Genomic DNA, 21486 nt, shown 5'->3' with positions numbered 1-21486 from the left:
GATGATCGCTCTTGCCCATTGCGGGCCTTGGCGGCGCCGGTATCATGATCGGGTCTGGCGCGGTCGCAGGAGCGGACCGGCCCGTCCGGGGGGACTGTGTTTGGAAGCCGAGCCGCGCGTTCTGATCGTCGCTGACGCCGACGATCAGCTGAGTTCCCTTTGCGAAGGGCTGGATCTGTTGGGCTGGCGCACCATTACCGCGCGATCGCTGGATTCGGCCGTTCTGGCGGCGTCGGACATGCCGGTGGACGCCGCCGTGGTTGATCTGGCTGTCTTGGCTGGAGCGGATATGGCGGGGGCGGGCGCGGCCGAGGCCGGGCTGGCTGAGTTGCGACGCAGCGCCGCGCCCCGCTATCTGTCGATTCTGGGACTGGGCGAGGCGTCGGATCCGGCGGCCCTTTCCTGTGATCTGGTGACGCCTGCGAATCCACATCCGGTCCAGACCGCGCTGCGTCTGGAGCAGATGACCCGCGCCGCCGTCGCCGAAGAGGAATTCATCCTGCGGCGCGCCACTTTCGCGGCGCATGGCGTCGATCTGCCGGATCCGGCCGAGGGCGAGGGGCCGTTGCTGGTGCTGACGGCGGGCGCGATGGATCGCCGCTTTCTGGCCCTGTCCAACGCCCTTGAGGCTGCGGGGGCCGAGGTGGTCGCGGCGCCGACGCCCTATACGGCCTTTGACTATCTGCATGAGCGCGCCTTTGACGCCGCCGTGCTGTGGGGCGACGCCAGTCAGGCGGCGGCCCTGTCCATCGCCGCCGGAATGCGACGGAACACGCGCCTCTATCATATTCCGGTGACGCTCTATCTGCGCGACGGGGCCGAGCCTGATCTTGATGACCTGTTCCGGCGCGGGTTCGCCGACATCGTCGCCGCCGAAATGCCGGAAGAGGCGGCGGCGGAGCGGGTTCTGGCGCTGGCGCGCAATCACCGGCGGCAACTGGGGCTGAGGCGCGCGCTGGACAGCGTGCGCGGCTGCTGGCTGATGGACGCGGAAACGGGGCTGTTCAGCCGGGATCTGTGTCTTGAGCATCTGCGACGCATTGCGCAGGGCGTGCGCGATCGCAGCCGCCGCCTGTCCGTCTGCGTACTTCGCGTGGCCGACAGCGAGGCCATGACCCGTGTCCGCACGGGCGGATGGCTGGAGCGCGCCATGCCGCAGATCGGGGCGATGATATCGCGTCTGGTGCGGGTCGAGGACACGGCGGCGCGCCTGTCGCCCGAGGCGTTCGCCCTGATTCTGCCTGCGGCCGGTGAGGCGGCGGCGCGCCTGACGGCAGAGCGGATTGCGGCAGTGATCGCCTGCACCGCCTTTGACGCTGGCCCGAACCAGTCGCCCTTTGTCGTCGAACTGGATGTCGCCGTTCATGAACTGAGGGCGGAAGAAGCGCCGGACGCCTTTGTGGAGCGGACGCTGGCCCATACGGCCTGACGCGCCTCAGTCCTTGGCGTCGTCGTCCAGCCGGTGGCCGTCCAGATGGGCGGCGTCGCGATCACGCCGGGTCTGTTCGGCCTGACGTTCGGCGCGCGTTCGGCCGTATGTCAGGCGGTTGGCCTCGGCCGTGCGTCTGGCCTCGACCTTGTCGCGGGCTTTTCGCGCCTTGTTCAGATTGACGATCTCGCCCATCGGATTGCGTCCCGGAAATGCAGACGGCGCCTGAAGATCACGACGCGCCACGCCATAAGGCCCCAGCTCTGCCGTGAACCCTCTGGCCATCAGGTCGTTACGACACTGTCCCTGCAGTAACGGAGAGAGCGTCAATGATAAACGTCTCAATGATCAAGGAACATCAGGAAGTCGTCGGTTCGGACGGCGGCCACGTGGGCCGCGTCGACCATGTGCTGGGCGACCAGATCGAACTGGCCAAACTTGACCTCGGCGCAGGCCTCAAACACCATCTGATTCCGGTGTCTTGGGTGGATCGCGTCGATGACCATGTCCACCTGAGCCTGACCAAGGACGAAGCCAAGGCGCGCTGGGTCGAGAAGCACTAGCGCCCGCCTTTCGGCGAATTCATGAAGGCCCTGCTGTCATCAGCGGGGCCTTTCGCCATATTGGAGCGATCCGAAGCGCAAAAGAGGCGATGCGATGATCCGATTGATCCTGAACCTGCTGTGGTTCTTTCTGGGCGGGTTCGCATCGGGCCTGGCGTGGCTGTTCGGCGGCCTGTTGCTGGCGCTGACGGTCGTGGGCCTGCCGTGGGCGTTTTCGGCGTGGCGGATCGCCAGCTATTCCTTCTGGCCGTTCGGACGCGAGATCGTCTGGCGTGATCCGGATCCGGCCGATCTGGGCGCAGGCTGTATGGGCCTTGGCCTGAATGTGATCTGGCTGGTGCTGGCGGGCTGGTACATCGCCTTGGCGCATCTGCTGATCGCCGTGCCGCAGTTCGTCAGCCTGATCGGCATTCCGTTCGCGTTGAAGAATGTGGAACTGGCGCGGCTGTCGTTGGCGCCGGTGGGCCGGACCATCCGCGACAAGCGCTAGGCATGAAAAACGCCGGCCGGGGCGAACCCGGCCGGCGTCTTCAGCTCTCAGAATGAGCGCAGCTTACTGCGGCGCGATCATCTTTTCGGGACGGACGTATTCGTCGAACTCGGCGTCGGTCAGATAGCCGCCGCCGACGGCCTCCTGACGCAGGGTGGTGCCGTTCTTGTGAGCCGTCTTGGCGATCTTGGCGCAGGTGTCATAGCCCAGCTTGGCGTTCAGGGCGGTGACCAGCATCAGGCTGTTTTCCAGACCGTGCTTGATGTTGTCCTCGCGCGGCTCGATGCCGACGACGCAGTTGTCGGTGAAGCTGATGGCCGCATCGGCGACCAGGCGCACCGACTGCAGGAAGTTGTAAGCCATCACCGGGTTGTAGACGTTCAGCTCGAAGTGGCCCTGCGAGCCGGCGAACGACAGGGCGGCGTTGTTGCCGAACACCTGGGCGCAGACCTGGGTCAGGGCTTCGCTCTGGGTCGGGTTGACCTTACCCGGCATGATGGACGAGCCCGGCTCGTTTTCCGGCAGCGACAGTTCGCCCAGACCGGCGCGCGGGCCAGAGCCCAGGAAGCGGATGTCGTTGGCGATCTTGAAGAGGGAGGCGGCGACCGTGTTGATCGCGCCGTGGGTGAAGACCATGGCGTCGTGGGCGGCCAGGGCCTCGAATTTGTTCGGCGCCGTGGTGAAGGGCAGGCCGGTGATGCCCGCGATCTGCGCCGCAACCTTTTCAGCAAAGCCGACGGGCGCGTTCAGGCCGGTGCCGACGGCGGTGCCGCCCTGAGCCAGTTCCATCAGGCGCGGCAGGGTCAGTTCGATGCGCTCGATGCCCATGGCGACCTGATGGGCGTAACCGCCGAACTCCTGACCGAGCGTCAGCGGGGTGGCGTCCTGGGTGTGGGTGCGGCCGATCTTGATGATGTGCGCCCAGGCCTTGGCCTTGGCGTCCAGCGCGGCGTGCAGGTGCTTCAGCGCGGGGATCAGGTCGTTGACCACCTGCTCGGCGCAGGCGACGTGCATGGCCGTCGGATAGGTGTCGTTCGACGACTGGCTCATGTTGACGTGATCGTTGGGGTGGACCGGCTTCTTGGAGCCCATCTCGCCGCCCAGCATCTCAATGGCGCGGTTCGAGATCACCTCATTGGCGTTCATGTTCGACTGGGTGCCCGACCCCGTCTGCCAGACGACCAGCGGGAAGTGGTCGTTCAGCTTGCCCTCGATCACTTCATTGGCGGCGGCGATGATGGCGTCGGCCAGCTTGGGGTCCAGCTTGCCCAGATCACGGTTCGTCTCGGCGGCGGCGCGTTTGACGATGCCCAGGGCGCGCACGACCGGCAGGGGCTGTTTTTCCCAGCCGATCTTGAAGTTGCCGAGCGAACGCTGGGCTTGGGCGCCCCAATAGCGGTCGGCGGCGACTTCGACGGGGCCGAAGGTGTCGGTTTCGATACGAACTTTGCTCATGTGCGCGGGACTCGTCTCTCAGGCGTGGCGGGAAGATGCCGGGGGGTGTAGCACGCAGACGCGGCGGAGCAAGGCGAGCCGCTGATCACGAAAGGCGGACGGCGCGTGGATGGCTGGATCGGAACCGGAAAGGTCAGGGCGCGCGAACAGGGCGAGGCGGTCGAGATCACCATCGACGGCCTGACGACCCAGGCCAAATACTACAAGCCGCTGGTCTATGAGTTCATGCGCAAGGAATGGACGTCTCGTCCATCGTGGGGCGACTACGTCGTCGAGATCGTGATGGAGCACGTCGGCGATCCGCCGTGGATGGATCTGGACAATCTGGCCAAGGCCCTGCTGGACGCCATCAAGGGCTATTTGTTCCATGACGACAGCCAGGTGGCCCGCCTGTTGGTCGAGCGCCGCGAAGGCGAGCGTGAGCGGATCACCATAAGGGTGTTTCCCCGACGTCCTCTCTAGAAAAAAAGGGGCCGCGACGTGCGCGACCCCTGTGCTTTGGACGTCAGGCTGAACGGTCAGCCGGCAAAATTCGATATCAGCGCCTGGATATCAGCAGGCTTGGCGATGTTCGAGCCTGGGGTCTTGTAGGTGGTCAGCTTGCCGCCTTCCCACAGGCCGACTTCCAGCGCCTTGGTCGCCGTATCGATCAGCAGATAGGCCGCGCTGGACCCGCCTTCATGCGGTTTGTTGCCCGAGGTGAAGAGGACGGCGCCTTCCTTCTCAAGCGGCGACTGGGTCTGCATATTGGTCGTGAACACGTCGAACTTGCTGCCCAGCAGGGCCTTCAGATCGGCGGTGATCGGGCTGTTTTCCAGAAGCCCGGTGTCGTTCGGATATTTGCCTGCCTGAGCGTTCAGCGCGCTCCAGTCCGAGGCCGCCGTGTCAGTCGCGGCGGGCGCCGTTTCAGCCGGAGCGGCGGGCGTGTCAGCAGGCGGCGTCGCTTCCGGCTGGCTGCAGGCGGCCAGCGTCAGGGAAACGGCGGCGACGGACATCAGGAACAGACGCATGAAACAACCTTCGAGTCAGGAGGGGGAGGAGCAGCAATGCTGCTGCAACGCCTGTTTCAACGTGATGGTTGCGCGCCGCAAGACGGATTGAAGGCCCTGATCGGGCCGCCCGGCTATTTCTTGCGGAACTGATCCAGCGACACGACCTTGGGCCCGTCGTCGTCCGACGACGAAGGCGGAACCGCGTCCGGGTCGCGCGCAGGCGGCGACAGGGGGGCGATTTCGGCCTCGACGATCTCCGGCTCGTCGAACTGCAGCAGGAACTGCACGCTGGGGTCATAGAAGCGGACCACGGCGCTGTAGGGGACGGTCAGCACCTTGGGCGCGCCGCCGAACTTCAGCATGACCGAGAACAGGTCCGGCTCGACCTCAAGGTCCCAGTACTGATGCTGCAGCACAACCGTCATCTCGTCCGGGTATTTGGCCAGGACGTCGGGCGGGACGCTCACCCCCGCGCCGCGGGTCTTGAAGGTGATGTAGAAGTGGTGAGCGCCGGGAATGCCTTCAGGCTCGGCCGCGCGCTCCAGCGCAAGGCGGATCACGCCGCGCAGGGCGTCCTGGGCGAGTTGCTCATAGTGCATCTCGTCGACAGGGGGAGTTTGATCCGTCATCGGCGCCTCAAGACAAAGGGAACGCGCGACTGTTACCCGCCAAGCGCAGGCGACGGAAGACGCAGAGTCGCCGTCGCAGAAGGAATTTCGACTTTGGAGAGAAGCGCCGGTATCTGTCGCCAGGCTCCCGAAATGTCGGAGAAGTGGGGGGCTTCTGTTGCCAGGCGCCCCCCGGGCCCCGCCTAAGGATCTGAACCCCTAGGAGTTTAAGTTCGAAATCAACCGAACCGCATTACGCGGCGAGGCGGACTTCTCCAGCGAAGTTATCGTTCGCAGTTAGATAAAGGCCCGATACGGTGGGCCAGGACGAGCGAAAGCAATCCTCTTTACACGTCCGTCGATGCTAGTCGGCCCCATGCTGCCTCCGCCGATAACGCGGGGAAGAAGTTGGTGGAGCCGCCGGGAATCGCACCCGGGTCCGGTCCGCTTATTACAGGCGCGTTTATCGCCATAGCCCGGGCGAACCCGAGCAGGATCAATATAGTATGGGCGGCCCGACCTTCCAAGAGGCTGGCGAAGAAGTTCAGGCGAAGCCGGGATGGCGGGGCCAGTCGCGCTGCTGATTGCGGAACCAGGTGAGCTGGCGCTTGGCGTAGTTGCGGGTGGATTGCTTCACCCCCGCGATGGCGTCGTCCAGCGACAGGTCGCCCGCCAGATGCGCCGCCAGTTCCCGCACGCCGACCGCCTTCATCGCGGGCAGATCAGGGGTCAGGTCGCGGGCGACAAGGGCGCGCACCTCGTCCAGCGCACCGTGCGCCATCATCATATCCACCCGCGCATCGCATGAGGCGTAGAGGCGCTCACGCGGCGGCTCCACGATCAGGGCCTCATAGCTGCCGGGCGCCAGCAGGGGCCGGGTGTCGGCCTTCCAGTCGCTGAGGGCGCGACTGCTGGCGCGATGCACGCTGAGGGCGCGGACCAGCCTCTGGCGATCGCCGGGAAAGACAGCGGCCTCGGCGGCGGGATCGACTTCGGCCAGACGACGGCGGAAGGCGGCTTCGCCTGTGGCGTCATATTCCGCCTGCACCGCATCACGCACTTCGACGGATACAGGAGGAATCTCCGCCAACCCCTTGGTCAGGGCGTTGAAATAGAGGCCGGTGCCGCCGACCAGCAGGGCGGGGCGACCCTCGGCGGCCAACTCTGCCAGCAGGTCCATGACCGTCCGGCTCCAGCGCCCGACGGACCAGGCGTCGGCAGCGTCGGCCACGCCATAGAGGCGGTGCGGAAGGGCGGCTTCATCCTCGGCCGAGGGGCGGGCGCTCAACACCCGCAGGTCGGCATACAGCTGCTGGCTGTCGGCGTTGATGATGACGGCGCCCGTCGCGCGCGCCCGTTCCATCGCCAGACGCGACTTGCCCGAGGCGGTAGGCCCGGCGATCAGGGTGATGTGAGGCTGGGACAAAGGATCAACTCGCGAACGGATGCTGACGGCGATAGAACGCCTGTCATCGGCCCGGCAAGTCTGTCGGGCCATGTAAGGAGTCTTCATCGTGACCGACCGCGCCGCCGTCCTCGCCGCCCTCGACGCCGTGACCGATCCGAAATCGGGTCAGGGGCTGGCGGCGGCCGGGCTGGTGCAGGGACTGGTCGTAGCCGAGGGACGCGCAGGCTTCGTCATGGAAGTCCCGGCCCATGAGACGGCGCTCTACGCCCCCGTCCGCGACGCGGCCGAGGCGGCGCTGAAAGCTTTGCCGGGCATGGATCGGGTGTCGGTCGTCCTGACCGCCGAGGCTGTGGCCGCCGCGCCGCGCCGCACCGCAGGCCTGTCCAAGGCTGCGACCGATCAGGGACGGCCCAAGGCGCCGGTTCCGACCGACCGGCCCGCCCATGTGAAGCGCGTTCTGGCCGTGGCCAGCGGCAAGGGCGGGGTCGGCAAGTCCACTGTCTCGGTCAATCTGGCGGCGGCGCTGGCGGCGCGCGGCCTGTCGGTCGGGGTGCTGGATGCGGATGTCTATGGTCCGTCGCTGCCGACGATGATGGGCCTGTCGGGCCAGCCCGCCTATGAGGACGGCGCCATGGTCCCGCACGTCGCGCATGGCTTGAAAGCCATGTCCGTTGGCCTGCTGACCAAGGCCGAGGACGCCATGATCTGGCGCGGGCCGATGGCGTCGCAGGCCATCAATCAGATGCTGACCCAGACCCGCTGGGGCACGCAGGATCAGCCGCTGGACGTGCTGGTCATCGACCTGCCGCCGGGCACTGGCGACGTGCAGCTGACCCTGATCCAGAAGACGCCGCTGGACGGAGCGGTGATCGTCTCGACGCCTCAGGAAGTCGCGTTGGCCGATGCGCGCCGCGCGCATACGCTGTTCGACAAGGTCGGCGTCCCTACGCTAGGCTTGGTCGAGAACATGAGCGGCGATGTCTTCGGGCGCGGCGGCGCCGAGGTCGAGGCCGGACGGCTGAAGGTTCCCTTCCTCGGCAGCCTGCCGCTGGAGGGCGCGCTCAGACAGGCCGGCGACGCGGGCCGGCCCCTGGTCGCAGCCCAGCCGGATCATCCGGCGTCTCGTTGTTTCGGCAGAATCGCCGAACAGCTTGCTGAAGCCCTGAAGCTGTAAGGAGAAACAGTATGGTCGATCAGAACAGGAAGACGGTCGTCGTCGGCATCGACGGCAGCGACCATGCCGGGTCTGCGGTGCGTCTGGCGGCGCAACTGGCCAACGCCCGGGGCGGTCGTGTGGCGCTGGTGGCGGTCAATCCGCTCAGTTCGGCCAGCGGCCATCCGGACATCCGCGCCTGGAAGGCCGAGGAGCAGGACGCCATCCTTATGCGCTCGATGACCGAGGCCAAGCGTCATTGCGACGCCGTCGACGCCGTAACGACCGAAGGTCGCGACGTCGCTGACGCCCTGATCCGCGCGGCCGGCGAACTGGGCGCCGATCACATCGTCGTCGGCACCGGCGACCGCAAGGGCGTGGCGGACTGGCTGATGGGCTCGGTGGCCAAGGCCGTCGCCGCCCGCGCGCCGGTCAGCGTGACGATCGCGCGCTAGGCGTCCGGCTCTACGACCACGGCCGTGCCATAGGCGAGGACTTCGGTCACGCCGGGCATGATCTCATTGGCGTCGTAGCGCATGGCCAGGATGGCGTTGGCGCCGATCTCCCGCGCATGGGCGATCAGGTCGTCATACGCCTCCTGCCGGGCGGCTTCGGCCAGTTTGACATAGGCGCCGACCTTGCCGCCGATCATCGACTGCACGCCGCCGATGGCGTCCGAGATGACGTTGCGCGAACGCACGGTGATTCCGCGCACTACGCCCAGCTGGCGCACGATGCGATGACCGGCCAGGTCATTGGTGGTGGCGACGATCATGGCGATTCTCCTGAGGCTCAGCGGCGATCCAGAACGGTGAAGGCGAAGGCGTGGTCGTCCTTTTCGCCCGCTTCATGCGGTTCGAACGCGGTGCGGACAAAGGCGGTTTCGTCAAAGGCCGGAAAGACGGCGTCGCCCTCCGGTTCGGCCTCGACCTCGGTGATATACAGACGACGGGCGCGGGGCAGGGCGGCGGCGAAGATCGCCGTGCCGCCAATGATGCAGACCTCGTCCAGACCATCCTCGGACGCCTGTTCGCGGGCGATGGACAGGGCCTCGTCGAGGTTGGAACAGACCACGGCGCCCTTGGCCAGTCCTGACTCGGCATAGGATTCATCCTTGGTCAGGATGATGTTCAACCGGCCGGGCAGGGGCTTCAGCGGCAGGCTCTCCCACGTCTTGCGGCCCATGATGCAGGGCTTGCCCATGGTCACGGCCTTGAACCTTTGCAGGTCCGAGCGCAGTCGCCACGGCAGGTCGCCGTCCCGACCGATCACGCCGTTTTTGGCGCGGGCGACGACAAGAGCGATTGAAGGAACAGCCAAGCTGGTTTTCCGTTGTTGCTGCGATTCACTCGTCACATGCGCCCGGAGGCCCCGATGAACAAGTACGCCAAGCCGTTGATCGTCGGATTCATCGTTCTCCTGGCCGTCGCCTTACTGCTGGGCCTGTTGGGCGTCGCCATCGGTGCGGACTTTGGAGCGATGCCGTTCATTACTGGCGCGCTTGTGGGAGCCTTTGTCGCCTACATCATGGCCAATCTGGCGGGGAACAGGGCGGGCGTGGCCGCCTCTGAGGCCGACCGTTCGGCTGCGGCCAGCCTGACGCCGCAGCCGGGCAAGGCGCTGCTCATCGTCTATCGTGAGGGGTTCGTCGCCATGGCGGCGGGCATGAATCTGGCGCTGGACGGACGTGAGTTCGCCCAGATCAAGGGCGGCAAATTCACCGCCATCGCCGTCGATCCGGGCGAGCATGAACTGACGGCGGGCTTCGGCGGTCTGGCCGGGCCTCAGAACAATGCGGCGGTCGCCAGCTTCCTGCTGCGCGAGGGCGGCGTCATGGCGTATCGGGCCACGGTGTCGATGGGCGCGGTCAAGAACAGCGTGGTTCTGTCGCCCGCGCCCGAAGACAGGGATGCGCTCAGCAAGCGGCTGGCGCGAATGCCGATGACGGCGCCGGACAGCGCCGTCACCGTCTGATCAGGCGTCCGGTTCCAGCAGTTTCGAACGGAACAGCAGCCCGCCGATCACCGCGCCGATCGCCGGGGCGGCGAAGAATACCCAGACCTGGCTCAGGGCCTGACCGCCCGCCAGCAGGGCCGGGCCGAAGCTGCGGGCCGGGTTGACCGACACGCCCGTCACCTGAATGCCGACGATGTGGATGACCGCCAGGGTGATGCCGATGGCGATGCCCGCAAAGGCGCCATGACCCTTGGCTCCCGTCACGCCCAGAATGGCGATCAGGAAGATGGCGGTGGCGACGATTTCGAACGTCAGCGCCGCCTGCAGGCCGTATCCGCCCGGCGACCCGGCGTCGAATCCGTTCTGGCCCAGATTGGCGAAGCCGGTCTTGGCGATCATGCCCAGAATGGCCGCGCCCAGAACGGCGCCGATGAATTGGGCGATCCAGTAGACGATCATGTCCTTGGCGCTCATCCGCCCGGCGACGAAGGCGCCCAGGCTGACGGCAGGATTGACGTGGCAGCCCGACACCGGGCCGATGCCATACGCCATGGCGACGATGGCGAAGCCGAACGCCAGGGCGATGCCCAGTTGTCCGACCTGGTCAAAGCCGCCCAGCACGGCGGCGCCGCACCCGAACAGCACCAGAACCAATGTGCCGATCAGTTCGGCGGCAAACTTCTTGACCATGAAACCCTCCGGTCCATTCACCGCCTCATGGCGGATTGCGCAGGAGGGTGCGCTGAAGCAGCGAAATTCGCCACCCGACGTTACGTGAGTTTACGCTTCAGCCTTCAGCCAGCTCAACCATTTACGCTCCATCGCGGCGTTCAGGTCGACGCCGGCGCGGTCGCAATAGATCAGCAACATTCCCAGCACGTCCGCCGCCTCATCGGCCAACGCCTGAGGATTGGCGACGCCGCGCGCCCGGCTGGTCAGGCGCAGGTGTTCGGCGGTCATCTCGCCCAGTTCTTCCTGCAGCTTCAGCAGGGCCCAGTCGCGGTCGCGGTCGATCGCATGCTCGCGCGCATAGATGTCGGAGATGCGGAGAACATCTACAGTGAGCTTCTCAATCGAAATCATTTATACATACTGTGGTCTAGAAATAGAAAATGCGTTCATGGTTCGATCTTTGTCATTAAACATTTCGACCCGTTGGAGGCAAAAGTCTTTCAAACACGGGCACATGTTTTCTATAGAAAAGATTTCAAGTAAGTAACGATCGTATGAGGCTGCGATCATTTCATTTACAAATGAAATGATTGTTCGATCAATTAGCATATGAAGCCGGTCAGGCAATTGTATTTCAGCAAGTGTGGCCGCATTGAGTTCAAGTTGGGCTATAAATTTTCCTAGCTCATTTCTAAATTTGTCGACATCAAACGGATCCATCCCCGCTGCAATTTTGCAATTGTCCCAGCATTCTCTCGTTTCTTCAATGAATCGCCTTGTGGTGTCTGTAGCTGAGACTCGTGCGCTGTGCCTGATTTGGGCAACTAGAAGCAAAGCGCTAACGCATGCAGCTGCGGCGGCTATCCAGTCTGCAAAATTAACTGAAGCGCTGGTAGGCAAATCTATCTGCGTGGTGGTGGCGGCGGCGGCGGCGGCGGTGGCGTAGGAGATCTGGGGACCGGTACCGAGCTTTTTTCACTAGGGCTTGGCGAAGGTCGAGGCGGCTGTCTAGGAGAGAGGGGCATTTTACTTCCTCTCTGTGCCCGACGATGAGGGAGGAGGAGATGGGGACTTTGCCACCGGGACGCTCTCCTTGAGAAATACATGCGACTGTGGCTGCTTTGGTGCAGACATTTTGAGAGAGCTCCTGCTCTATATGGCGACAGCGGCCTTGATATGCGGCCAGGATTGGTAGTCGTTCAGCACGAAGTCCGACAGCTCAAAGCCGAACAGATCGTCCTTGTCCGCCACCGTCAGGGTCGGCAGGGGCAGGGGCGCGCGCGTCAGTTGCAGCTGCGCCTGCTCCAGATGGTTCAGATACAGGTGGGCGTCGCCGAAGGTGTGGACGAAATCGCCCGGCTCCAGCCCCACGACCTTGGCCAGCATATGGGTCAGCAGGGCGTAGGAGGCGATGTTGAACGGCACGCCCAGAAAGACATCGGCCGAGCGCTGATACAGCTGGCAGCTCAGCTTCCCGTCCGCGACGAAGAACTGGAACAGGCAATGACAGGGCGGCAGGGCCATGTCATCGACATCGGCTGGGTTCCAGGCGCTGACGATGTGGCGGCGGCTGTTGGGGTTGGTCTTCAGGCCATGAAGCAGCTTCTGGATCTGGTCGATGCTCCGGCCGTCCGGCGCGGCCCACGACCGCCACTGCTTGCCGTAGACCGGGCCGAGATCGCCGTTGGCGTCGGCCCACTCGTCCCAGATGCGCACGCCGTTTTCCTTCAGCCATGCGATGTTGGTCTCGCCGCGCAGGAACCACAGCAGTTCGATGAAGATGGACCGCGTATGCAGCTTCTTCGTCGTCAGCAGGGGAAAGCCCTTGGACAGATCGAACCGCATCTGACGGCCGAAGACGCCCAGCGTCCCGGTGCCCGTCCGGTCGTCACGCCGCACGCCGTTGTCGAGGATATCCCGCAGCAGGTTCAGATACTGCCATTCAGGATGGTCGGCAGGCGCGGCCGCCGTGCGGGCTTCAAGATCGGCAGGGACGACGGCGGCGTTCATGTCGAACAGGATGCCTCTGATTCGTGCATCAGGGCAGGCGCCCGATTCGCTTGCTCACAGAAAAGAGAAACGCCCGTCAGTCGAACCAACGGGCGCTTGGTTTTTCATCCTTGTCCGAGGATCAGTAGGAGGGGGCCAGGCGCTCATTCTGAACCCAGCCGATGTTGTCGTCGCCGTCCAGCACCTCGACCCATTCGCCACGCTCCTTGCCGGTCGGGAAGACCACGTCGCGGGCGGCCAGCGGGCGGATGGTCTCGCCCTCGGGGGCGGTGCGCAGGATGGTCGGCAGGGCCAGGCTGCGGCTCGACATTGACGGGCGTTCGGCGACGCGACGACGGCCTTCTTCCTCGCGACGGATTTCTTCACGGATACGGCGGCGTTCTGCCTCGCGCTCGCGTTCTTCACGCTCAATCAGGCGACATTCTTCAACTGCCTGACGGCGGACATCCGCCTCACGCCCGGCGGCCTCTGCCGCGACGGCTTCGCGGTTGGCGCGCGTGATCTCAGGGACCTCAGCGCCCATGCCGCCCAGACCCGTCACCAGATCGGCATAGCCGCGCACCATCGCCAGGGCGATGATCTTGCCCTCATCCTGATTCTCATAACCGGCGCCGACGCGGCCGCCGAACTGGTTGTCGCGGATACGCAGGCTGCGCAGGTCATCCTTGTTCGCGACGGCGCGGGTGTTGCCCACCGTTTCCGCCAGCGGCACGCTGGCCAGAGAGAAGACCACCTGAGCGTCTTCCTTGCCCCGCCCGATATCCTTCTTGAGGTCGCGAATCCGTTCGACCGTATTCGCGTTCAGATCCGGCGCAGCCTGTTGTTGGCCGCCCTGGCCGGTCAGGGCGCCTCCGGCCATGTTCACGGCGGCGTTCAGGGCCTGCATCTGCAGGGGACTGATCCCGGCTTCAGCACCAAAACCGCCCAGTCCTGCAAGCCCGCCGAGGCCGCCAAATCCACCGCCCACATCACCGCCGGCAGCGGCCGCAACGCCTGCGGTCAGCAAGGCGCGTCCGCCGACAGCCGCCAGCGAGCCCAGCAGGCCCGAGCCGCGATCATTGTCCGTGGTGTCGATCGAGTTGGCCAGTTCGGCGACCAGCACGAAATCAGCAGTGCGCACGCGCGTAGCGCCGCCCAGGTTGCGTTCCCGCTCCACCAGATCCATGCCGGGACCGCGCTCGATCAGTGTGAAGCAGCCGGATTCGCGGATCACTGTCCGCATCAGTTCCGTGGGCGCGCCCATGCCCATCTGACTGAACAGGGCGCCTTGCGTCTCGGCGATCGCGACGGTGCCCAGATTCTGGCTGCAGCGAGGGATCTCATTAACGACAGGCGCAGCCTCGCTCTTGTTCTTCCGGGCGAAGCGGACCTGGGCTTCCGCAGGCGCGGCGGAGGCCGCAATCAACGCGGTCGTGACGGTCAGGGCGAGGGTTAGGCGATTCATAAGGATGGCGATCCATGTTCGTAATGGCGTTCGCCTTAGCCTCACCCAAATTGTAACGCAGTCGCAAGCCGACGTTCGGTTAACCTGAGAAGCCTCCAGAGGCCAGAAAGTCCTGTTCTTGGGGCGTTGTGTCGCGACCCAGGCAGACGTTCCGGTGTGGAAAGCGACCGAACCGGGCGATGATGTCGCGATGGATGACGGCGAATCTGTAGGTCTCAGCTTCCGTGCTTTGATCCAGCAGGGTCAGCAGCAATTCCTGATCCGCCAGCGTTTCAGAGTGCATCAGCGGCATAAGTAGAAAGGGACGAAGTTCAGGCGAGACGTTCCGATCGTGCCCCATCTCGACCGCTTGTTTGGTGAGCTTCAGCGCTAGCGGATCAGTTGCGAACATATGCGCCGTCTCACGGAAGGCGTTTCTGGGCAGCTGATCCAAAAGGATGATGAGCGCCAGCGCAGAATTGGCGTCATCCAGCCAGTGGTCCAACTCACGTCGCGCCGCCGCATAATGGGTATCGCAGCAGAGGTCGCTGAAGGCGTGATCAAACGCCGAGTCCTTGGCGAACCATTTTTCAGGGCCGGCCTGAATCCAGAAGTCCAGCACATCGGAGGGAGAGAGCAGCTGTGTCATGCGGGCGAGACTATCAGCAGTGCGTGAAAACGCACCGTACGAGAGCCCCGCGCGGGCATCACATAAATATGTAGGGAAAAATGGTCGGAGTGGCAGGATTCGAACCTGCGACCCCCGCGTCCCGAACGCGGTGCTCTACCAGACTGAGCCACACTCCGACTTACGCATTCAGGCGATCCGTGGGCCGCCACCTGCGTCGAGGAGGGGGCTTATAGCCATGCCAACCGCCCCCCGCAAGCGGGTAAATGCGGCATTGGAAAAAAGTCTCCGGTCGATGAAAAATCTTTCGTTTTCAGGTGTTGCATCCCCCGAAACCTTGGCGTAGATGACCGCCCTCGCCGCGACGCAAAGCGCCTCGGCGGGCACACCGGACTGCTGGGGAATGGTGTAATGGTAACACTACGGTTTTTGGTACCGTCATTCTAGGTTCGAGTCCTAGTTCCCCAGCCACCGTCCTGTAAGGGTTGAGCGCCTTGAGCGCTCCCTTCAGGGCTCAGGTTTTACATCGCATTCACAACTGCCTGTCTGTTCCAGAAATCTGGAGTAGATTTCCATCATCGCCTTCGCGAGGACGTCGGGTTCAATTTCGATGATTCAGGATCGAAAGGCATGGCCGAAGCTGGGCGCCGGCCTTCAATTCCATAACGAGATGTTCTGCAAATACTTCCTGACGCCGAAGCTCTGGCAGTAGCTGACGAAAATCACGCCAAGCATGAAGGGGAGCGCGCTCTGCGCGGATTTGAGTGCTGGGCGCCGAAAGCCGTCCTAACGGCCTTCCTGGGAGGCGATCATGCGTTTCTCAGCATCGGAGATGATCGCTGGGTCGTGGCTAAGCCGCCGTCGCCGCAAAGGCGACGGCGGACGCCGTCAGACGTCCAGATCCGCCTGGGCGAAGCGGGCGTTTTCCTGGATGAAGTTATAGCGGGCCTCGGCCTTGCGGCCCATCAGGCGCTCGACCAGATCCTCGATCTCTTCCTCGGTGTCGGGCAGGGCGATGCGGGCCAGGGTCCGCTTCTTCGGGTCCATGGTGGTCTCTTTCAGCTGAGAGGCCATCATCTCGCCCAGACCCTTGAACCGGCCGATCTCGGTCTTCTTGCCCTTGAATACGGTGGCCAGCAGTTCGTCGCGGTGGGCGTCGTCGCGGGCGTATTCCGACAGCGGACCCGCCGAAATCCGATAGAGCGGCGGCAGGGCCATATACAGCCGTCCCTGACGGATCAGGTCCGGCATGGAGCGGTAGAAGAAGGTGATCAGCAGGGCCGCGATGTGGGCGCCGTCGACGTCGGCGTCAGTCATGATGACCACGCGCTCATAGCGCAGGTCGTCGACGCTGAAGCGGCTGCCCGCCTGCACGCCCAAGGCCAGCATCAGGTCGGTCAGCTCGACGTTGGCGCGCAGCTTGTCCGCCGTGGCCGAGGCGACGTTCAGGATCTTGCCGCGCAGGGGCAGGATGGCCTGGGTCGTGCGGTCGCGCGCCTGTTTGGCCGAGCCGCCGGCCGAGTCGCCCTCGACGATGAACAGTTCGGTGCCTTCGGCGGCCTGACGCGAGCAGTCCGACAGCTTGCCGGGCAGGCGCAGCTTGCGCGTGGCGGCGGCGCGCTGGACTTCCTTGTCCTTGCGGCGGCGCAGGCGGTCCTCGGCGCGGTCGACGACGAAGCCGAGCAGGGCGTTGGCCTGTTTCGGGCTTTCGGTCAGCCAGTGGTCGAACGGGTCGCGCAACAGCTGTTCGGCCAGACGCGCGCCCTCGGGCGAGGACAGGCGGTCCTTGGTCTGGCCCTGAAACTCGGGATTGCGGATGAAGATGGAGATCAGGGCGCCCGCATTGGCGATGACATCCTCGGCCGTGATCTGGGCGGCGCGCTTCTCGTTGATCAACTCGCCATAGGCCTTCAGACCCTTGACCAGGGCGGCGCGGAACCCGGCCTCGTGCGTGCCGCCGTCGGGGGTCGAGACGGTGTTGCAGTAGGAGGCGACGAAGCTGTCCGCGTCGCCGAACCCGATCGGCGACCAGGTGACGGCCCATTCCAGCGCGCCCGCCTCGCCCTTGCGTTCAACGCGCCCGGCGAAGACGGGAGTGACGGTCTCGATCTCGCCCACGCGCTCGGCCAGGGCGTCGGCCAGCCCGCCGGGGAAGTGCAGCGTCGCCTGTGCTGGCGTGGCGTCGGTGATGCGTTCCGGGGCGCAGGTCCAGCGGATTTCGACGCCGCGGAACAGATAGGCCTTGGCCCGCGTCATGCGGAACAGGCGCGCGGGCTTGAAGGCGGCCCCGGCGCCGAAAATCTGCTCATCCGGCTTGAACCGGATCAGGGTGCCCTTCTTCTTCGAGGGGCCGACCTGCTGGATCGGGCCCTGCGACAGGCCCCGGCTGAAGGACTGGCGCCATTCAAAGCCGTCGCGCCAGACGGTGACGTCCAGACTCTCCGACAGGGCGTTGACGACCGAGACGCCGACGCCGTGCAGGCCGCCCGACGTCTCATAGGCCTTGCCCGAGAATTTGCCGCCCGAGTGCAGCACCGTCATGACGACTTCCAGCGCCGACTTGCCGGGATGGCGCGGGTGCGGGTCGACCGGAATGCCGCGCCCGTCGTCGCGCACCGACAGATAGCCTTCGGCGTCCAGATCGACGGTGATCAGTTTGGCGTGCTTGGCGACGGCTTCGTCCATCGCATTGTCCAGCACTTCGGCGAACAGGTGGTGCAGGGCGCGCTCGTCGGTGCCGCCGATATACATGCCGGGGCGTTTGCGGACAGGCTCCAGCCCCTCCAGCACCTCGATCGATGAGGCGGAATAGCCGGTGGCGGCCGCCTCGCTGGCCGCAGCGGAAGCGGCGGGCGTGGCCGCGACCTTCGGCTCAGGCGCGGCCGGAGCCGCCGCCACAGGAGCGGGCGCCGCAGCGGGAGCCCGGGCAGGAGCAGGGGCGGCGGGCTTGGCCGGTTCGGCGTCGTCGAGCTTGGAAAACAGGTCGTCCATCAGAGCATTTTGCGGCGATTCGGGGCAGGGTCTGGTAGGCTTCGAAGAGGGCGGGGGCAAGGCCCGGATCAGTCAGGCCGGTCCGGGATCAGGTTACGCGCCATCAGCGCCATGAACAGGGTCCACGGCAAATCCTGGTGCCGCATCAGCACGCTTTCCGACAGGCTGAGCAGCAGGAAGGCCGCCAGCCAGGCCAGGCTCCAGTACCCCTCGCGCCGCCCCAACGTGGACAGGCGGATCAGCACCGCCGCCGAGGTCACGGCCACGATGGCGCCCACCAGACAGACGCCCGCCCAGCCCAGTTCCGCGCGCAGGTCCAACCAGCCCTGGTGCGCCGACGGCACGCGCCAGCCGGTCTCATGCCGGATCCACTCCATCGGTTCGGTGTGTTGCAGCCAGAAGGCGCTGTAGCCATAGCCCAGCCACGGCCTGCGTTCGGTCATGCGGGTGATGGCGTCCCAGATTTCGGTGCGTCCGGTCAGGCTGGGGTCCTTGCCGAACAGGGCCAGTATCTCGACCGAGAACTCGCTCCACACCCACAACCCGCCGACCAGAGCCACGCCCAGACACCATACGGCGATGATGCCGAACACCGGCCCCGTACGCCGGATCAGGCCGCACAGCACCACCAGTCCGCCGCCCAGCATGGCCATGATCAGGGCGGTCTTGGACTGCGACCCCAACAGGGCCAGCGCGCACACCGCCATGGCCGTCAGCGCCAGCTGCCGGTCCCACGTCGCGCCCGGCGACGCCCACAGGGCCGTGGCCGCGATCAGACCGGCCGACATCAGCATCCCCAGCTGGTTCTTCTCGTACCAGACGCCGCGCCACATGCCGGGGTTGGCGTCGTGGTGGATGCCGAAGCCGGGAAAGGCGAAGACGGCGATCAGGCTGCACAGCCCCAGAATCAGAAAGGTCGCCGTCAGCATCCGGGGCAGGGCGATCCCGCGAAACACGGCGCCCAGATAGACGGCGAACACCCCGGTCAGCCCCAGCGCCAGCACGCGCCGCTCCGTCACATCCGGCGCCTGCGACCACAGGCTGGACGCCAGCGCCATGGCGATCATCAGCAGCAGGGGAATGAAGGCGGGCCAGGCCGTCGCCATGCGCCGCGCGCGAAACGCTGCCAGCCCCAGGATCACCAGATAGATCGGCGGCCAGATCAGCCGCAGCACCGGCGTCTCTTCCTGCTGGGGCGCGAAGATCGGACCCAGCAGGGCGCCGGACAGCAGGGTCAGGATCAGCCCGGCCGCCGCCTGTTCCCACAGGGTGGGGGCGTCGGGGTCAGGACGTCGAAGGGCGCTGGCCCCCGTCACGCCTTCTCCACGAAGGTGTCGATGACCTTCTTCTCGCCCGCCTTGTCGAAACTGACCACCAGCTTGTTCCCTTCAACCGCGCGGACCTGACCATAGCCGAACTTCTGATGGAAGACCCTGTCGCCGCGCAACCAGCCGGACGCCGCCTTGGGATCGGCGGTGGCGATCAGGCGGCCTTCGCCCTCGATCACCGCACGGCGGGCGTAGGCGGGCTTGGGCGTCTGGGCGGCGGTATAGGTCTGGGCGCGTTTCCAGCCGGGGCTGGAATAGCTGCCGCCGAAGGAGGGGGCGTCGTCCCAGCGGCTCTTGGCCTCCTTCATCCCGGTCGAGGCGCCGTAATAGCCGGTGTCCGACTGCGGCTCGACGTGGGCGATCGGCAGTTCATCGACGAAGCGGCTGGGCAGTTGAGAGGTCCAGCGGCCATAGACCATGCGGTTGGCGGCGAAGCTGATGCGCGCGTCCTGCTTGGCGCGGGTGACGCCGACGTAGGCCAGGCGGCGCTCCTCCTCCAACCCCTTCACGCCCTTCTCGTCGATGCTGCGCTGGCTGGGGAAGACGCCTTCCTCCCAGCCGGGCAGGAAGACCAGCGGGAACTCCAGCCCCTTGGCGCCGTGCAGGGTCATGATCTGCACCGAGCCCGATCCGTCGGCGTTCTCGTCGCGGCGCTCCAGGTCCATGACCAGCGAAACATGCTCCAGATAGGCCTGCAGCGTCTCGAACGACTGCATCGACTGGGTCAGTTCCTTCAGGTTGTCCAAGCGCGTCTGGCCGCTGGTGCGGTCGGCCTTCTGCATGGCGGTGTATCCGCTCTCGTCCAGCAGGGTCTCCGTCACCTGCCAGTGGGGCGTGCCCATCGCCATCAGGTCGCGCCAGCGGTCCAGATCGCGCACGAAGTTGGCCAGCGGCGTGCGGGTGCGCGCCTGAAGCTCGTCCGTCGTGATCAGGTGGCGCACCGCCTGCATGGCCGAGACGCCGTTCTCGCGCGCGATGTGCAGGATTTTCTGGACGCTGGTGTCGCCGATGCCGCGCTTGGGGACGTTGACGATGCGCTCGAACGCCAGATCGTCGTCCTCGGACTGGATCAGTCGCAGATAGGCGTGGGCGTCGCGGATTTCCGCTCGCTCGAAGAAGCGCGGACCGCCGATGACGACATAGGGAATGGCCAGCATCAGGAAGCGTTCTTCAAACGCCCGCATCTGGAAGGATGCGCGAACAAGGACGGCCATGTCCTTGTAATTCATGCCCTGCTTGCGCGCGGTCTCGATCTCGTCGGCGATCAGGCGGGCCTCGGCCTCGCCGTCCCAGACGCCGCGCACCCGCACCTTGTCGCCGCTGTCGTCCTCGGTCCACAGGGTCTTGCCCAGCCGGTCCTGATTGGCCGCGATCAGGGCCGAGGCGGCGCCGAGGATGTGCTTGGTCGAGCGATAGTTGCGCTCCAGGCGGATGACCTTGGCGCCGGGGAAGTCGCGCTCGAACCGCAGGATGTTGTCCACCTCGGCCCCGCGCCAGCCATAGATCGACTGATCGTCGTCGCCGACGCAGCAGACATTGCCGGTCGAGGAGGTCAGCAGCCGCAGCCACAGATACTGGGCGACGTTGGTGTCCTGATATTCGTCCACCAGAATATAGCGGAACCTGCGGCGATATTCCTCCGCCAGATCAGCATGTTTCGACAGGATGGTGATGTTGTGCAGCAACAGGTCGCCGAAGTCGCAGGCGTTCAGCGTCGCCAGCCGCGCCTGATAGGCGGCGTACAGCGCCGGGCCCTTGCCGTTGGCGAAGTCCTCGCCCGGCGGCAACTTGTCAGGCGTCCAGCCGCGGTTCTTCCAGTGGTCGATCATATGGGCCAGCGACTTGGGCGTGAACCGCTTGGTGTCGATATTGGCCGCTTCCAGAAGCTGCTTCAGCAGCCGTTCCTGATCGTCGGTGTCCAGGATGGTGAAGCTGGACTTCAGCCCGACCAGCTCCGCATGGCGACGCAGAATCTGCGCCGCGACCGAGTGGAAGGTGCCCAGCCAGCGTAAGCCTTCGGACGACGGGCCGATCAGATGGCCGATCCGCTCGCGCATCTCGCGCGCGGCCTTGTTGGTGAAGGTGACGACCAGCAGTTCCCACGGCTTGGCCCGGCCGGTCGCCAGAATGTGCGCCAGACGGGTGGTCAGGACGCGCGTCTTGCCCGTGCCGGCGCCCGCCAGCACCAGCACCGGCCCCTCGGTCGTCTCCACCGCCTCGCGCTGTTCGGGGTTCAGGCCCGCCAGATAGTCGGCCGCCGCGCCTTGCGGAGTCTGGGCGCGGGCGAGGTCGGAAATGCGGGGAGCGGGCAGGTCGGTCACAGGGGCAAGCACTCGGCGGCGGCGGGACGGGCAGGGCGCCCGCCGGAATCTGAAAGGGA

22 protein-coding genes, 2 tRNA genes and 1 other RNA gene are annotated in these 21486 nt (G+C 65.4%); 8 read left to right on the top strand and 17 right to left on the bottom strand.

Going from position 1 to position 21486, the window contains the following annotated elements; translation table 11 throughout:
- The first annotated feature begins 100 nt into the window (after positions 1-100).
- Entirely contained in the window at positions 101-1429 is a 1329-nt protein-coding gene (locus tag ABE454_RS00895) for a GGDEF domain-containing protein (protein WP_346528087.1), read from the top strand.
- Positions 1430-1435: 6 nt separating this feature from the next.
- On the opposite strand, the gene ABE454_RS00890 is transcribed toward ABE454_RS00895, so the two are convergent.
- Positions 1436-1714 carry a DUF4169 family protein gene (locus ABE454_RS00890; RefSeq protein WP_346528085.1) on the bottom strand — a complete coding sequence of 93 codons (279 nt, stop codon included), beginning with the start codon at positions 1712-1714 and terminating at the stop codon, positions 1436-1438.
- A gap of 44 nt (positions 1715-1758) precedes the next feature.
- Here ABE454_RS00890 and ABE454_RS00885 point away from each other — a divergent pair, with 44 nt between their 5' ends.
- Positions 1759-1992, top strand: a complete 234-nt coding sequence (locus ABE454_RS00885; RefSeq protein WP_346528083.1) for a DUF2171 domain-containing protein — start codon at positions 1759-1761, stop codon at positions 1990-1992.
- A gap of 94 nt (positions 1993-2086) precedes the next feature.
- Positions 2087-2482: a YccF domain-containing protein gene (locus ABE454_RS00880; RefSeq protein WP_346528081.1), complete on the top strand. Its 396-nt coding sequence runs from the start codon at positions 2087-2089 to the stop codon at positions 2480-2482.
- 63 nt (positions 2483-2545) lie between these two features.
- Here the strand turns inward: ABE454_RS00880 and fumC are convergent, their stop codons facing one another.
- Entirely contained in the window at positions 2546-3937 is a 1392-nt protein-coding gene (gene fumC / locus ABE454_RS00875; RefSeq protein WP_346528080.1) for a class II fumarate hydratase, read from the bottom strand.
- 105 nt (positions 3938-4042) lie between these two features.
- Between fumC and ABE454_RS00870 the strand changes: the two genes are divergently transcribed.
- The gene (locus ABE454_RS00870; protein ID WP_346528079.1) at positions 4043-4399 is read left to right on the top strand and encodes a RusA family crossover junction endodeoxyribonuclease; all 357 of its coding nucleotides are present in this window, start codon (positions 4043-4045) and stop codon (positions 4397-4399) included.
- A 56-nt stretch (positions 4400-4455) separates the two neighbouring features.
- Here the strand turns inward: ABE454_RS00870 and ABE454_RS00865 are convergent, their stop codons facing one another.
- The 4 genes from ABE454_RS00865 to miaA form a co-directional block, all read right to left on the bottom strand.
- A complete protein-coding gene (locus tag ABE454_RS00865; RefSeq protein WP_346528078.1) occupies positions 4456-4947 on the bottom strand; it encodes a hypothetical protein in 492 nt (163 codons plus the stop codon).
- Between the two features lie 113 nt (positions 4948-5060).
- Positions 5061-5558 carry an SspB family protein gene (locus ABE454_RS00860; protein WP_346528077.1) on the bottom strand — a complete coding sequence of 166 codons (498 nt, stop codon included), beginning with the start codon at positions 5556-5558 and terminating at the stop codon, positions 5061-5063.
- Between the two features lie 142 nt (positions 5559-5700).
- Positions 5701-6068: a transfer-messenger RNA gene (gene ssrA / locus ABE454_RS00855) on the bottom strand.
- 13 nt (positions 6069-6081) lie between these two features.
- Complete coding sequence (gene miaA / locus ABE454_RS00850; RefSeq protein WP_346528076.1) at positions 6082-6963, bottom strand: tRNA (adenosine(37)-N6)-dimethylallyltransferase MiaA; 882 nt, start codon at positions 6961-6963, stop codon at positions 6082-6084.
- A gap of 88 nt (positions 6964-7051) precedes the next feature.
- On the opposite strand from miaA, the gene ABE454_RS00845 reads away from it, so the two are divergent.
- Complete coding sequence (locus ABE454_RS00845; RefSeq protein ID WP_346528074.1) at positions 7052-8119, top strand: Mrp/NBP35 family ATP-binding protein; 1068 nt, start codon at positions 7052-7054, stop codon at positions 8117-8119.
- 11 nt (positions 8120-8130) lie between these two features.
- Positions 8131-8553, top strand: coding sequence for a universal stress protein (locus tag ABE454_RS00840; RefSeq protein WP_346528073.1), 423 nt, complete (start codon positions 8131-8133; stop codon positions 8551-8553).
- Here the strand turns inward: ABE454_RS00840 and ABE454_RS00835 are convergent.
- Complete coding sequence (locus ABE454_RS00835; protein WP_346528071.1) at positions 8550-8873, bottom strand: YbjQ family protein; 324 nt, start codon at positions 8871-8873, stop codon at positions 8550-8552. The genes ABE454_RS00840 and ABE454_RS00835 overlap by 4 nt on opposite strands.
- Positions 8874-8890: 17 nt before the next feature.
- Positions 8891-9418, bottom strand: coding sequence for a dihydrofolate reductase (locus ABE454_RS00830; protein ID WP_346528070.1), 528 nt, complete (start codon positions 9416-9418; stop codon positions 8891-8893).
- 54 nt (positions 9419-9472) lie between these two features.
- On the opposite strand from ABE454_RS00830, the gene ABE454_RS00825 reads away from it, so the two are divergent.
- Positions 9473-10072: a hypothetical protein gene (locus tag ABE454_RS00825; protein WP_346528067.1), complete on the top strand. Its 600-nt coding sequence runs from the start codon at positions 9473-9475 to the stop codon at positions 10070-10072.
- Here the strand turns inward: ABE454_RS00825 and ABE454_RS00820 are convergent, their stop codons facing one another.
- From ABE454_RS00820 to ABE454_RS00795, 6 genes are all read right to left on the bottom strand, one after another.
- On the bottom strand, positions 10073-10744 hold the full coding sequence (locus ABE454_RS00820; RefSeq protein WP_346528065.1) for an aquaporin: 672 nt from the start codon (positions 10742-10744) through the stop codon (positions 10073-10075).
- A 90-nt stretch (positions 10745-10834) separates the two neighbouring features.
- The gene (locus ABE454_RS00815) at positions 10835-11137 is read right to left on the bottom strand and encodes a phosphoribosyl-ATP pyrophosphohydrolase (protein WP_346528063.1); all 303 of its coding nucleotides are present in this window, start codon (positions 11135-11137) and stop codon (positions 10835-10837) included.
- 741 nt (positions 11138-11878) lie between these two features.
- Positions 11879-12736: a thymidylate synthase gene (locus ABE454_RS00810; RefSeq protein ID WP_346528062.1), complete on the bottom strand. Its 858-nt coding sequence runs from the start codon at positions 12734-12736 to the stop codon at positions 11879-11881.
- A gap of 121 nt (positions 12737-12857) precedes the next feature.
- On the bottom strand, positions 12858-14180 hold the full coding sequence (locus tag ABE454_RS00805) for a hypothetical protein (protein WP_346528059.1): 1323 nt from the start codon (positions 14178-14180) through the stop codon (positions 12858-12860).
- A 79-nt stretch (positions 14181-14259) separates the two neighbouring features.
- Positions 14260-14808: a DUF924 family protein gene (locus tag ABE454_RS00800; RefSeq protein ID WP_346528057.1), complete on the bottom strand. Its 549-nt coding sequence runs from the start codon at positions 14806-14808 to the stop codon at positions 14260-14262.
- Between the two features lie 81 nt (positions 14809-14889).
- Positions 14890-14966: transfer RNA gene (locus ABE454_RS00795), tRNA-Pro, on the bottom strand.
- Between the two features lie 218 nt (positions 14967-15184).
- On the opposite strand from ABE454_RS00795, the gene ABE454_RS00790 reads away from it, so the two are divergent.
- Positions 15185-15258, top strand: a tRNA-Gln gene (locus ABE454_RS00790).
- Between the two features lie 417 nt (positions 15259-15675).
- On the opposite strand, the gene ABE454_RS00785 is transcribed toward ABE454_RS00790, so the two are convergent.
- The 3 genes from ABE454_RS00785 to ABE454_RS00775 all read right to left on the bottom strand — a co-directional run bounded on the left by ABE454_RS00785 (position 15676) and on the right by ABE454_RS00775 (position 21439).
- On the bottom strand, positions 15676-17778 hold the full coding sequence (locus ABE454_RS00785) for a DNA topoisomerase IV subunit B (RefSeq protein ID WP_346528054.1): 2103 nt from the start codon (positions 17776-17778) through the stop codon (positions 15676-15678).
- 68 nt (positions 17779-17846) lie between these two features.
- Positions 17847-19094, bottom strand: a complete 1248-nt coding sequence (locus ABE454_RS00780; protein WP_346528052.1) for an O-antigen ligase family protein — start codon at positions 19092-19094, stop codon at positions 17847-17849.
- Complete coding sequence (locus ABE454_RS00775; protein ID WP_430825325.1) at positions 19091-21439, bottom strand: ATP-dependent helicase; 2349 nt, start codon at positions 21437-21439, stop codon at positions 19091-19093. The genes ABE454_RS00780 and ABE454_RS00775 overlap by 4 nt, the downstream gene beginning before the upstream one ends.
- Positions 21440-21486 lie beyond the last annotated feature (47 nt).

This window comes from Brevundimonas diminuta (assembly GCF_039673845.1).
GTDB lineage: Bacteria > Pseudomonadota > Alphaproteobacteria > Caulobacterales > Caulobacteraceae > Brevundimonas > Brevundimonas diminuta_E.
The sequence above is the reverse complement of the archived record's forward strand: the minus strand, read 5'-3'. Positions and strand labels throughout refer to the sequence as shown.